Raw genomic sequence first — 12,925 nt, 5'->3', positions numbered from 1 at the left:
GATCAGTAGATCTTCGGCCGAACCGAGATCCAATGTGGGAGCGAGCCTGCTCGCGAAGAGGCCCTTACATTCAACATCAACATTGTCTGACCTGACGCCTTCGCGAGCAGGCTCGCTCCCACAATGATCGGTGTAATGCTCATCATCCCTGAACAACACAAAACCCTGTGGGAGCTGGCTTGCCAGCGATGAGGCCCGCCCCTTCAACATTGATGTCGACTGACCCACCGCTATCGCTGGCAAGCCAGCTCCCACAGGGTCAGCAGTCGCTCGGAAGATTGAGGCAATAAAAAACCGCAGCCTGGCTGCGGTTTTTCAGGCTCAGTGGGTCCTCATCCCCGCTGCATACATCGCCAGTTTCAGCAGGATCGCCACCACCGCCAGCGACACCACGCTGCCCAGCCAGATCAACAACAGCCAGCCCAGACGCTTGTACCAGCGGCTGTTCTTCACTTCGCGCGAATCAATGGTAGCCATCGCCAATCCTCACTTTGCCGCGGAATACGTAGTAGCTCCAGAAGGTGTACATCAGGATCACCGGCAGGATGAACAGTGCGCCGATCAACGCAAACAACTGGCTCGACGGCGGTGACGCGGCGGCCCAGATGCTCACCGACGGTGGGATGATGTTCGGCCAGATACTCAGCGCCAGGCCGATGTAACCGAGCAACATCAGCACCAGCGTAAACACGAATGGCCAGTGCGTATGGCGCTGACGCAACGTACGCAGCAGCCCGAACAGCGCCAGCGACGCCAACACCACCAACCCGGCAAACACCTGCAGATGCCCGTGTGTCGACCAGCGTGTCGCCAGCTCCGGATGCAGTTGCAGGGTCCACACGCCGATCACCAGCACCATCGCCATCAACAGCAAGGCCAGCGGCCGGGTGAACAGACGCATCCGCGACTCCAGCATGCCTTCGGTCTTGACCAGCAACCACGTACTGCCGAGCAACGCATACGCGATCACCAGCCCCACGCCACACACCAGCGGAAACGGTGCCAACCAGTCCAGACCGCCGCCGGCAAACTGCCGATCAACTACCGGAATCCCGGACACGTACGCGCCAATCACCACACCCTGGGAGAACGTCGCCAACAGCGAGCCACCGATAAACGCCTTGTCCCACCAATGACGTTTTTGCGGCGAAGACTTGAAGCGAAACTCAAACGCCACGCCACGGAAAATCAGCCCGCAGAGCATCAGGATCAGCGGCAGATACAACGCCTCGAGAATCACCCCGTACGCCAGCGGAAACGCGCCATACAACGCCGCGCCACCGAGCACCAGCCACGTCTCGTTACCGTCCCACACCGGCGCGACGGTGTTCATCATCACATCGCGTTCCTGCTCATCCGGGATCAGCGGAAACAGGATCCCCAGGCCCAGATCGAAGCCGTCCATGATCACGTACATCATCACCCCGAAGGCGATGATCACTCCCCAGATCAACGAGAGATCGATACCTTGAATACCCATGACTCAATGCTCCTTCATAGGGGCGGTAGCCGCCGAAATCGGTCGACGCGGCGCCTGCAACTCATCGCCCGCAGGCGGATGTTCGTAGTGCGGCTGCGGGCCTTTTTTCACCAGTTTCATCATGTAGCCGATGCCCACGCTGAACACGGTGAAATAGATCACCACGAACAGCGCCAGCGACGTGCTCATCTGCGCCACCGAGTGATGCGACGCTGCGTCATGGGTGCGCAACAAACCATAAACCACCCACGGCTGACGCCCGACTTCCGTGGTAATCCAACCGGCCAGCAGCGCAATCAGCCCGCTCGGCCCCATCAACAACACCAGTCGCTGGAAGCCGCGATGCTGATAAAGCTTGCCGCCCCGGCGCAGCGCCAACCCCAGCAAACCAACGAGGATCATCAACATCCCCAACCCGGCCATGACGCGGAAGCTCCAGAAAATCACGGTCGAATTCGGCCGGTCTTCTTTCGGAAAGCTCTTCAGCGCCGGGATCTGCTTATCGAGGCTGTGAGTAAGGATCAGGCTGCCGAGATAGGGAATCTCCAGCGCATACTTGGTCTTCTCCGCCTGCATATCAGGGATGCCGAACAGCACCAGCGGCGTCGGGCCGTTGTCGGCGTTTTCCCAGTGACCTTCGATGGCGGCGATTTTTGCCGGTTGATGTTCTAGCGTGTTCAAGCCATGGGCGTCACCGACCACTGCCTGGATCGGCGCAACGATCAACGCCATCCACAACGCCATGGAAAACATCTTGCGCACCGGCGCCGTGTTATTGCCGCGCAGCAAATGCCAGGCAGCCGAGGCACCGACGAAGAACGACGTGGCGACAAACGCGGCAATCGCCATGTGCGCCAGCCGGAACGGGAACGACGGGTTGAAAACGATCGCCAGCCAGTCCAGCGGCATCACCCGACCGTCGACGATTTCAAAGCCTTGCGGCGTCTGCATCCAGCTGTTGGACGCAAGAATCCAGAACGTCGAAATCAACGTACCGATGGCGACCATTACCGTGGCAAAGAAGTGCAAGCCACGGCCGACACGGTTCCAGCCGAACAGCATCACCCCGAGGAAACCGGCCTCAAGGAAGAACGCAGTCAGCACTTCATAGGTCAAAAGCGGCCCGGTGATGCTCCCGGCAAAATCCGAGAAGCCGCTCCAGTTGGTGCCGAACTGGTACGCCATGACCAGTCCCGAAACCACGCCCATGCCAAAATTGACCGCGAAAATCTTCGACCAGAAATGGTAGAGATCACGGTAGGTGTCATTGCGGGTTTTCAGCCACAGGCCTTCGAGTACCGCGAGGAAACTCGCCAGGCCAATGGTGATCGCCGGGAAAATAATGTGGAACGAAACCGTGAACGCGAATTGAATTCGCGCCAGGTCCAGTGCCTCCAGATTGAACATGATGATGTCCTCATCCAGGCTGAAAAGCGGCAGCACGAACCCGGGCCACCGCCAGACGCGAACGCCTGCAGCCAGTCAAATTGCCAATGTTTTTATGAGTCGCGGGTTACGCCAGCGACGACGGGATCAGGTTGCTGACCTTCGCGGCTTCGAGGCGGATCGCGACGAACTTGGAGGTCGGCGTATACGTGCGGTCGCCGTAGCTTTCCAGCGGTACCAGCGGATTGGTCTCCGGGTAATACGCCGCCGCCTGCCCTGGCGGAATGTCGTAGGCAATCAGGGTGAAACCGCTGACCCGACGCTCGCGCTCGTCGTCCCACAGCGCTACCAGATCAACCTTCTGCCCCGGTTCAAAGCCCAGGCGCTGGATGTCCTGCTCGTTGGCGAAGATCACATCGCGCATGCCGTAAACACCGCGATAACGGTCATCGAGGCCATACAGCGTGGTGTTGTACTGATCGTGGGAACGCATGGTTTGCAGAATCAGATGCGGCTTGACCGGCAGGTTGCGCACGCCCTCGCTGATCAAGTGCTCGGGCAGCACGCACGGGGTGAATTGAGCCTTGCCGCTGGCGGTGTTCCAGACCCGATCCGAAGCGTCGTTACCGAGGTGGAAGCCACCCGGAATCAGCAGCTTTTCATTGAAGTTTTCGAAGCCCGGAATCACGTCGGCAATCAGGTTGCGGATGCGCCCGTAGTCGCCCACCACCCACTCCCAATCGATCGGGTGTTTGCCCAAAGTCGCGGCGGCGATCCCGGCAATGATCGCCGGCTCGGATTTCAAATGCGCCGACTTCGGCTTCAGTTGACCGAACGACAAATGCACCATGCTGAAGGTATCTTCGACGGTCACGCCTTGCGGGCCTTCAGCCTGGATGTCGATGTCGGTACGCCCGAGGCATGGCAGAATCAGCGCGTCGCGACCGGTGACCAAGTGGCTGCGGTTGAGCTTGGTCGCAATGTGCACCGTCAGGTCGAGTTTGCGCATGGCGGCGTGGGTGCGCGGGGTGTCCGGCGTGGCTTGGGCGAAGTTGCCGCCCAGACCGATAAACACCTTGGCTTCGCCGCGTTCCATGGCGCCGATCGCCATCACCGTGTTGTGCCCGTGCATGCGCGGCACGTCGAAGTTGAAGCGTTTTTGCAGCGCGTCCAGCAAGTCCTTCGGCGCCAGTTCGTTGATGCCCATGGTGCGGTCGCCCTGCACGTTACTGTGGCCGCGAACCGGCGACAGCCCCGCGCCCGGACGGCCGACGTTGCCGCGCAGCAGTTGCAGGTTGATGACTTCCTGCAGGGTTGCCACTGAATGCACGTGTTGGGTCAGGCCCATGGCCCAGCACATGATCACGCTTTTGGCGCGGCCATACATGCGCGCGGCCAGTTCGATGTCATGCAACGGCACGCCGGACTGCTCGAGAATGTGCTCCCAACTTGTCGCCTCGACTTCAGCCAGATAGCTGTCGAGCCCTGTGGTGTGCTCGGCAATGAACGCATGATCGAACACCGGCTCGCCGCCAGTCGCCTGAGCTTCGCGTTCCCACTGCAACAGGAATTTGACCATGCCGCGAATCATCGCCATGTCGCCACCAAGGGCTGGGCGGAAGTACGCGGTGTTGGTCGCTTCCCAGCCGTTGCTGAGCATTTCGATCGGGTTCTGCGGGTTCTGGAAACGCTCCAGGCCACGCTCTTTCAGCGGATTGATACAGACCACTTGCGCGCCACGTTTCACCGCTTCACGCAGCGGTTCGAGCATGCGCGGGTGGTTGGTGCCGGGGTTCTGGCCGATAACGAAAATCGCATCGGCGTGATGCAGGTCCTCGTAGACCACGGTGCCTTTGCCGACACCGAGGGTCTCGATCATGCTCACCGCACTGGCTTCGTGGCACATGTTCGAGCAGTCGGGGAAGTTGTTGGTGCCGAAGGCGCGGACGAACAATTGATAGAGAAACGCCGCTTCATTGCTCGCACGGCCGGAGGTGTAGAACTCGGCCTCGTGCGGCGATTTGAGGTTTTTCAGATGATCAGCGATCAGCGCAAAAGCATCTTCCCAGCTGATTTCCACGTAGCGGTCGACCCGCGCGTCGTAGCGCATCGGGTGGGTCAGACGACCCTGATATTCCAGCCAGTAGTCGCTCTGCTCGGCCAGGCTCGACACCGTGTACTTGTTGAAGAACGCCGGGTCGACCAAACGCCCGGTCGCTTCCCAGTTCACCGCTTTCGCGCCGTTTTCGCAGAACTTCAACATGCTCGCGCCGGGCGCTTCACCCCAGGCACAACCCGGGCAGTCGAAGCCGCCGTTCTGGTTGGTCTTGAGCATGGCACGGATGTTTTTCAGGGCGTTTTCGCTGCCCAGCCAGCTTTTGGTCAGGCTGATGACAGCGCCCCAACCGGCAGCGGCGCCTTTGTAGGGTTTGTAACGGTCGACTTGTGACATGGGACTCTCCATGACGATGCACACAGGCATGAACCTGATTCGGTTAAACAGCGACGGCCGACTTTCAAGGTTGAAAAGGGGTCGTTGGGTTTGCCGGGGCAAGGATATGAACCGTTACAAAACATTGTCTAATCGCTATTAATTACCGCCTTATCGAAAGCATCTATCACGGATTAAAACCCTTTATTTACGGGGCTTTGCGAAACTAACGAAGCAACTTTTTGCGCAAAATAATTCATCATCGACGGGATCAATCAGCTGTTCATTAACAGTGATTGGACGGCACTTAAAGTTAGCCATAACCTGCGCTGACCAAACTCCTTCAACCGGGGTTTTCATTCCTGCGAGGCTGTCATGTCAGAGCGTGTCTTGATCGATGGTTACAACCGCCGCGTCGACTATCTGCGCATGTCGGTGACCGACCGCTGCGACTTCCGCTGCGTCTATTGCATGGCCGAAGACATGCAGTTTCTGCCCCGCCAACAAGTGCTGACGCTGGAGGAAATCTATCAACTGGCGCAGAGTTTTGTGGCGCTGGGGACGCGCAAGATTCGCCTGACCGGTGGCGAGCCGTTGATCCGCCCGGGCGTGGTCAAGCTCTGCGAGCAGATCGCCGCCCTGCCCGGCCTGCGCGAACTGTGCATGACCACCAACGGCTCGCAACTGGGCAAACTCGCGGCGCCGCTGTTCGACGCCGGGGTCAAACGCCTGAACATCAGCCTCGACAGTCTTGATCCGCAGCGCTTCAAACAGATGACCCGCACCGGCGATCTGGCGCAGGTGATCAACGGCATCGATGCTGCGCGCAAGGCCGGTTTCACCCGCACTAAACTCAATGTTGTGGTGATGCAGGGCCGTAATGATCAAGAGATCAACGATCTGGTCAGCTTCGCCATTGACCGTCAGCTCGACGTCTCTTTCATCGAAGAGATGCCGCTGGGGATCATCAGTGAACACAGCCGCGCCGAGTCGTTTTTCTCCAGCGCCCAGGTGCGAGAAAAGATTGCCGAACGCTACACCCTGATCGACTCGGCGGAGTCGACCCAAGGCCCGTCGCGCTACTGGCGGCTGGCCGAGGCGCCGGAGATTCGTCTGGGTTTTATCTCACCGCACAGCCACAACTTTTGCGGCACCTGCAACCGCGTACGCCTCACCGTCGAAGGGCGCCTGCTACTGTGTCTGGGTAACGAGCATTCGGTGGATCTGAAAGCGCTACTGCGCGCCCACCCGGGCCAACCGCAGCGGCTGGAGAAAGCCATTGTCGAGGCGATGAAGCTCAAGCCGTATCGACATAATTTCGAAGTGAACGACGATGTTCAGGTTGTGCGCTTCATGAACATGACCGGCGGCTGATCCCGCCAGTTTCATCGGTTATCGGAACCGCACAGCATGATCATCAGACCCAAGGTCAACCAGTTCGCCATTCTCTTCACCCTCAAGGGTTCGATCGCCAAGCGCATCGCCCTGCGCACGCTGATGGTCACCCTCCTTGCCTCGGCTATCGTGCTGGTGGAAATCCTCCATCCGAGCAACTTCACCAAGGTCAATGCCACGCCGTTTACCTTGCTCGGTTTGTCGCTGTCGATCTTCATGAATTTTCGCAACAACGCCTGTTATGACCGCTGGTATGAGGCGCGTAAAGCCTGGGGCGAAGTGATCGTGCACATTCGCTCGGTGATTCGCGAAACCCATGTGATTCGTGAATCGGCTGAGCGCAAGCCGTTGTTGCTCAATCTTTGTGGTTTTGCCCATGCGTTGAACGCGCGGTTGCGTAAAGAAAGCGAAGCGGATGCGAGCAGCCAATGGATCATGCCGAAACCTGATCCACAGACGCCCGATTACAGTGGGCGCATTCTGCAAACGGTCGGGCAGCAGTGTTCCGATTTGCATCAGAACGGTGAACTGACTGAGTGGCGCTACATGTTGCTGGCCAACCATTTGACCAGCCTGACCCAGGCGCAAGCCGTGTGCGAACGGATCAAGACCACGCCCCTGCCGTTTCCCTACACGCTGTTGCTGCACCGGACGATTTATCTGTTCTGCATCCTGCTGCCGTTTGCCATGGCCGAACCGTTGGGCTGGCTGACACCGTTGTTCACAGCGATTGTTAGCTACACGTTCTTTGGCCTCGATGCGATTGCCGATGAACTGGAAGACCCGTTTGGCCGCGACGAAAACGACCTGCCGACTGATGCGCTGGTACGCACCATCGAACGCGACATCCTCGCCGAACTCGGCGCCGAAGTGCCGCCGGCGCTGAAGCCAGTGGACTATGTGCTGAGCTGATCCGTAGCTCTCCAGACACCTCAAAACCCTGTGGGAGCTGGCTTGCCAGCGATGAGGCCGTGTCAGCCAACGTCAATGCCAACTGACCTGCCACCATCGCTGGCAAGCCAGCTCCCACACGTTCTGTGTACATCCTCAACATCAAGCATCACCACAAATCATTGTGGGAGCTGGCTTGCCAACGATGAGGCCGTGTCAGCCAACGTCAATGCCAACTGACCTGCCGCCATCGCTGGCAAGCCAGCTCTCACAGGTTCTGTGTACATCCTCAACATCAAGTATCACCACAAATCATTGTGGGAGCTGGCTTGCCAGCGATGAGGCCGTGTCAGCCAACGTCAATGCCAACTGACCTGCCGCCATCGCTGGCAAGCCAGCTCCCACACGTTCTGTGTACATCCTCAACACCAAGCATCACCACAAATCATTGTGGGAGCTGGCTTGCCAGCGATGAGGCCGTATCAGCCAACGTCAATGCCAACTGACCTGCCGCCCTCGCTGGCAAGCCAGCTCCCACAGGTTCTGTGTACACCGCGGATATTGATGCCCCCACAGTTTGATTGGTGGTGAGGTCAGAACAGTTCGTTGAAGGGGATGAAGCGCAGCGGGTCGCCGAGGCTGTGCGTGCTGTTCTCGGCGATTTCCACCAGGCCATCGGCCCAGGTCGCGCCAAGCAGGACGCCGGAGCTTTGATTGGGATAGAGCACCGCACGCCCCGCCTCCAGCCGCACCCGCAGGTATTCACGGCGGCCGCCAGCCTTGTGCCAGTCGAAACCTGCATTGACCGTAAAACTCAGCGGCATGACATCTTCCACACCCTGAATACGCAGCAAATACGGCCGCGCCAACAAGCCAAACGTCACCAGCGCCGAGGTCGGATTGCCCGGTAAACCAATCACCGGCACCGTGCCAAAATGCCCGACCGTCAACGGTTTGCCAGGCTTGATCGCCAGTTTCCACAACAGCGGTTTGCCGCTGTCGCGCAGCACTTGCCCGAGGCAATCGGCATCCCCGGCTGACACGCCGCCCGTAGTCAGAATCAGATCAACGCTTACTTGCAGTTGCTCAAGTTTGAGCCGCGTCTGCGCCGGGCGATCCGGGAGGATGCCGGCGTCGATCACCTCGCAGCCCAATTCCCGCAACCAGTGGCCGAGCAATACGCGGTTGCTGTTGTAGATGCTGCCGGGGCGCAACGGCTGACCCGGTTCGACCAGTTCATCACCGGTCGACAGTAGCGCCACACGCGGGCGACGCACCACGTGCAGTTGCGCCAACCCTTGTCCGGCGGCGACTGCCAGTTCGAACGGTCCAAGGCGTTTGCCGGCGCGCAGCAGGATGTCGCCGACGCGATTTTCCTGACCTTGCGCGCGGATGTTCTGCCCCGCCTTCAGCGGCTGCAAGAAGCGCACGCGGCCGTCCTCCAGCACTTCAACGTTCTCCTGCATTTCGACGCAGGTGGCGCCGGGCGGCAGCGGCGCGCCGGTAAAAATCCGTGCGCAGGTGCCGGGCAGCAACGTGTCCGGTGCCAGCCCGGCGTAAACCTTCTGTGAGACCTTCAGCGGCTGTCGGTGCAGATCGGCGAGATTGAGCGCGTAACCGTCCATGGCACTGTTCGGCCACGGCGGCAAGTCGAGGGTCGCCACCAGATCACTGGCCAGCACCCGCCCACGCGCCTCGTCGAGCGCCAGCAGTTCGCTGTCGGCCAGACGTTGCTCATTGGCCATGCACAGCAATTGGTCGAGGGCGTCCTCGACCGGCATCAACGGTGCTTTGCTCATCCGCGTGACCCGCAGGCTTGCACGGCTTTCAGGTGCGGGACGAAGTTGCACGGGCGATGACGGTTATCCAGCTGCTCGGCAAGAATGCCTTCCCACGCCGTGCGGCAGGCGCCGGTCGAACCCGGCAGGCAGCACACCAGCGTGCCGTTCGACAGCCCGGCCAGCGCGCGGCTTTGCACGGTGGACGTACCGATGTCCAGAATCGAAATCGCCCGGAACAGCTCGCCGAAGCCGTCAATCTGCTTATCAAACAAGCAGGCCACCGCTTCCGGCGTGCTGTCGCGACCAGTGAAACCCGTGCCGCCAGTGATCAGCACCACCTGAATGCCTTCGTCGGCAATCCAGTTCGCTACCTGAGCGCGGATTTTGTACAGATCGTCCTTGAGCAAGTTGCGCTCGCTCAACGTATGACCGGCTTCCAGCAACCGACTGACCAGCAACTGGCCCGAGGTATCGCTGGCGTAATCGCGCGTATCGCTGACCGTCAGCACGGCAATATTCAGGGGGACAAACAGGGCATCGGCTTTGGCACTCATGGCAGTTCTCCGGCAGCAGTCAATCAACATTGCCGAGCAGCCTAAGTGCCACTTATGAGTACTGTCTAATCACTCTGGCCAACCACATTATCGACCGGCTCTATCGGTGCCTTTCACGTTGTTCAGGGCCAGTAAAACCGGGCCTGATAGAGCTGATCGATAGCGCCTTAAATACTTCCGATTGGACGAACAACTGTTCAAGTGAGATCGTCGCACCCTGCGCTTTTCGTGCGTCTCGCGCATCCGCGTCAATACTCAATCAAAAAATCCAATCGAGCAGGTGCCATCGTGGACATCAAACAACTCAAGTTCCTGATCGCGCTGGACGAAACCCGCCACTTCGGCCAGGCCGCCGCACGCTGCCACATCACCCAACCGACGTTGTCGATGCGCCTGCGTAATCTCGAAGATGAGCTGGATCTGGTGCTGGTCAACCGTGGCCAGCGCTTTGAAGGGTTCACTCAGGCCGGCGAACGCGTGCTGGCCTGGGCGCGCACCTTGCTCGCCGCGCATGACGGTTTGTTCGCCGAAGCGGCGGCGTGTCGTGGGCAACTGGTGGGTAGCTTGCGTCTGGGTCTGGTGCCGCTGAGCAGCTTCAATCCGGTCAATTACATTCAGGGGTTGTCGGGGACGTATCCGGAGTTGAAGTTCAGCCTGTCGTCGCTCAGTTCCGACGAGATCATCGCCGGTTTGGGCAACAATCAGCTCGATCTCGGCGTGTGCTACCTCGATCACGTCAACCCGAACTATTTCGAGTTTTTCGAGATCGGCGAAACCCGCGTCGGCCTGCTCTACGACAACCGCCACTTCCATTTCGAAGGCTCGGAAATGAGCTGGGAAGACGCCGCCGAATTACCGCTGGGGATGATCACCGCCGGCATGCATTACCGTAAATCCATCGACTTGAGCTTCCGCAGCCGTGGGCTCAGCCCGCAGCCGATCATGGAAAGCGATTCGACCTATCAGCTGTTGCAGGCGATTCACCAAGGCTTCTGCTGCGCGATCATGCCGCTGGACAGCGGGCTTGAGGAGCCGATCGAGCACCTGTCGTTCATGCAGTTGCCGGATGCCAGCGTGCTGGCGCCGCTAGGCCTGGTGATGCGCAAGACCGAGCCGCGTTCGGCGATTGCCGAGAAGTGTTTTGCCGAGGCGCGGAAGTTGTTTGGGGTTGAGGTTTCTGCCGAATAAGCAAGGGTGGATGTCCCGGCCTCATCGCTGGCAAGCCAGCTCCCACAGTTTCCGATGTGATCACAGTTTCTGTGCACGACACAGAAACCTGTGGGAGCTGGCTTGCCAGCGATGGGGCCTGACCAGCCAAGACAAATCCTGGTTGATCGACCAAAGCAATCACCACATCGGAACAAGCGATTGGACGCACTTTTAACGCCCCCGTAGCCTGAACACTCTTCAGCGCTTCGGGACTTTTCAGATGCTCTGCCACGTCGAAACCCTCACAGAATCCACCAGCGAACCCAACGCCCCCGCGCCACAACCGGCGCAAGTGGCGTTTCGCGAATACCTGCCCGCCGCCGCCATCTCCCACGCCGCGCTGGCTTCGGAAATCGCCCTCGCCATCAGCTACAACGGCCTCAGCCAGGCAGTGATGATGGTCTCGCCCGGCAACCTCGAAGACTTCATCCGTGGCTTCAGCCTGAGCAACGCGATCATCGACAGCGTCGACGAGATCTACGACATCCGCCTCACGCATTTCGATCAGGCCTGTCAGGCCGATGTGCAGATTTCCAGCCGGGCGTTCTGGGCCCTCAAGGATCATCGTCGGCAAATGACCGGCACCAGTGGCTGCGGCATCTGCGGCGTCGAAGCGCTTGAGCAGGCGTTGCCGCAACTGCAGATTCTGCAACCGTCAGCACTGCCGCCGGCCGAACATTTCGACGGCATCCGCCAACGCATCGAAGCCGCTCAACAACTGGCCCGCAGCAGCGGTGCCTTGCATGCCGCGCTGTTCTTCGACGCTGACGGTGAAGCCTTGCTGTGCCGCGAAGACATCGGCCGCCACAACGCCCTCGACAAGCTGATCGGCGCGATGCAATTCGCCGCCGTCGATGCCGCTGAAGGCTTTGTCGTGGTCACCAGCCGTTGCAGCCTCGAACTGATTCACAAAGCCGTGCGCGCCCGCCTCGGCACCCTCGTCAGTCTGTCCGCGCCTACCGCGTTGACCGTGCGCTGGGCACTCAAACACCGACTCAATCTGATCCATGTACCGCACCGCAACGCCCCGCGAATTTACAGCCCGATCCAGGAGTTTTCCGCATGAGCCACACCCTCACCCACCTTGACGATCAGGGCCGCGCCAACATGGTCGACGTCAGCGACAAAGCTGCGACCCGCCGCGAAGCCACGGCGCAAGCCTGGGTGCAGATGCGCCCGCAAACCCTGCAAATGATCCAGGCCAACGGTCACCCGAAAGGCGATGTCTTCGCGGTGGCGCGGATCGCCGGCATCCAGGCCGCCAAACGTACCCACGAGCTGATCCCGCTGTGTCATGCGCTGCTGCTCAGTTCGATTCACGTCGAACTCACGGCCTGCGAACCGGACCGCGTGCAGATCACCAGCACCTGCCGCCTCACCGGCCAGACCGGCGTCGAACTCGAGGCGCTGACCGCCGCCAGCGTTGCCGCGTTGACCATTTACGACATGTGCAAAGCGGTGGACCGGGCCATGGTTATCGGCGATATCCGCCTGCTCAGTAAACAGGGCGGTCGCTCGGGACACTTTCAATGGGAGGACGCGCAATGATCCTGATCAACTACTTCGCCAGCTACCGTGACCGGCTCAATCTGGGCGGTGAAAAAATTCCGCTGACTGACACGCTGGGCTGCGTGGAAGACGTGCGGCAAATGCTCATGCAGCGCGGCGATCTGTGGCGTGAAGTGCTCGGCGCCGGCAACCTGATGTGCGCGGTGAATCAGGAGTTGTGTCAGCCGAGTCAGGTGATTGAGGATTTCGATGAAATCGCGTTTTTCCCGCCAGTGACCGGAGGTTGATC

General features: G+C 59.8%; 12 protein-coding genes. 6 read left to right on the top strand and 6 right to left on the bottom strand.

Features of this window, described 5'->3' with window-relative positions; genetic code table 11:
* Positions 1–321: 321 nt before the first annotated feature.
* The 4 genes from ACM6IN_RS10060 to ACM6IN_RS10045 form a co-directional block, all read right to left on the bottom strand.
* Positions 322–477, bottom strand: coding sequence for a DUF2474 family protein (locus tag ACM6IN_RS10060; protein ID WP_414915902.1), 156 nt, complete (start codon positions 475–477; stop codon positions 322–324).
* Positions 464–1,480, bottom strand: coding sequence for a cytochrome d ubiquinol oxidase subunit II (gene cydB, locus ACM6IN_RS10055; protein WP_414915901.1), 1,017 nt, complete (start codon positions 1,478–1,480; stop codon positions 464–466). Before cydB ends, ACM6IN_RS10060 begins: the two co-directional genes overlap by 14 nt.
* A 3-nt stretch (positions 1,481–1,483) precedes the next feature.
* Positions 1,484–2,887: a cytochrome ubiquinol oxidase subunit I gene (locus ACM6IN_RS10050; RefSeq protein WP_414916087.1), complete on the bottom strand. Its 1,404-nt coding sequence runs from the start codon at positions 2,885–2,887 to the stop codon at positions 1,484–1,486.
* Between the two features lie 106 nt (positions 2,888–2,993).
* The gene (locus tag ACM6IN_RS10045; RefSeq protein WP_414915900.1) at positions 2,994–5,318 is read right to left on the bottom strand and encodes an FdhF/YdeP family oxidoreductase; all 2,325 of its coding nucleotides are present in this window, start codon (positions 5,316–5,318) and stop codon (positions 2,994–2,996) included.
* A 354-nt stretch (positions 5,319–5,672) separates the two neighbouring features.
* Here ACM6IN_RS10045 and moaA point away from each other — a divergent pair, with 354 nt between their 5' ends.
* Positions 5,673–6,671 (top strand): GTP 3',8-cyclase MoaA, encoded by a 999-nt coding sequence (gene moaA, locus ACM6IN_RS10040; protein ID WP_007918429.1) that lies wholly within the window; start codon positions 5,673–5,675, stop codon positions 6,669–6,671.
* 36 nt (positions 6,672–6,707) lie between these two features.
* Positions 6,708–7,604, top strand: a complete 897-nt coding sequence (locus tag ACM6IN_RS10035) for a bestrophin family protein (RefSeq protein WP_095113578.1) — start codon at positions 6,708–6,710, stop codon at positions 7,602–7,604.
* Positions 7,605–8,176: 572 nt separating this feature from the next.
* Here the strand turns inward: ACM6IN_RS10035 and glp are convergent.
* Positions 8,177–9,382 carry a gephyrin-like molybdotransferase Glp gene (gene glp, locus ACM6IN_RS10030; protein ID WP_414915899.1) on the bottom strand — a complete coding sequence of 402 codons (1,206 nt, stop codon included), beginning with the start codon at positions 9,380–9,382 and terminating at the stop codon, positions 8,177–8,179.
* Positions 9,379–9,918 carry a molybdenum cofactor biosynthesis protein B gene (moaB, locus tag ACM6IN_RS10025; protein ID WP_007918937.1) on the bottom strand — a complete coding sequence of 180 codons (540 nt, stop codon included), beginning with the start codon at positions 9,916–9,918 and terminating at the stop codon, positions 9,379–9,381. The genes glp and moaB overlap by 4 nt, the downstream gene beginning before the upstream one ends.
* A gap of 288 nt (positions 9,919–10,206) precedes the next feature.
* Between moaB and ACM6IN_RS10020 the strand changes: the two genes are divergently transcribed.
* The 4 genes from ACM6IN_RS10020 (at position 10,207) to ACM6IN_RS10005 (ending at position 12,923) form a co-directional block, all read left to right on the top strand.
* Positions 10,207–11,106 (top strand): LysR family transcriptional regulator, encoded by a 900-nt coding sequence (locus ACM6IN_RS10020; protein ID WP_007918939.1) that lies wholly within the window; start codon positions 10,207–10,209, stop codon positions 11,104–11,106.
* A gap of 241 nt (positions 11,107–11,347) precedes the next feature.
* Entirely contained in the window at positions 11,348–12,193 is an 846-nt protein-coding gene (gene fdhD / locus ACM6IN_RS10015; protein WP_414915898.1) for a formate dehydrogenase accessory sulfurtransferase FdhD, read from the top strand.
* Positions 12,190–12,675 carry a cyclic pyranopterin monophosphate synthase MoaC gene (gene moaC / locus ACM6IN_RS10010; protein WP_414915897.1) on the top strand — a complete coding sequence of 162 codons (486 nt, stop codon included), beginning with the start codon at positions 12,190–12,192 and terminating at the stop codon, positions 12,673–12,675. Before fdhD ends, moaC begins: the two co-directional genes overlap by 4 nt.
* Positions 12,672–12,923 carry a MoaD/ThiS family protein gene (locus ACM6IN_RS10005; RefSeq protein ID WP_007918946.1) on the top strand — a complete coding sequence of 84 codons (252 nt, stop codon included), beginning with the start codon at positions 12,672–12,674 and terminating at the stop codon, positions 12,921–12,923. The genes moaC and ACM6IN_RS10005 overlap by 4 nt, the downstream gene beginning before the upstream one ends.
* Positions 12,924–12,925 lie beyond the last annotated feature (2 nt).

The organism is Pseudomonas sp. IT-P395, assembly GCF_949767675.1.
In the GTDB taxonomy this organism is placed as follows: domain Bacteria; phylum Pseudomonadota; class Gammaproteobacteria; order Pseudomonadales; family Pseudomonadaceae; genus Aquipseudomonas.
This window is presented reverse-complemented; position numbering and strand designations above follow the sequence as displayed.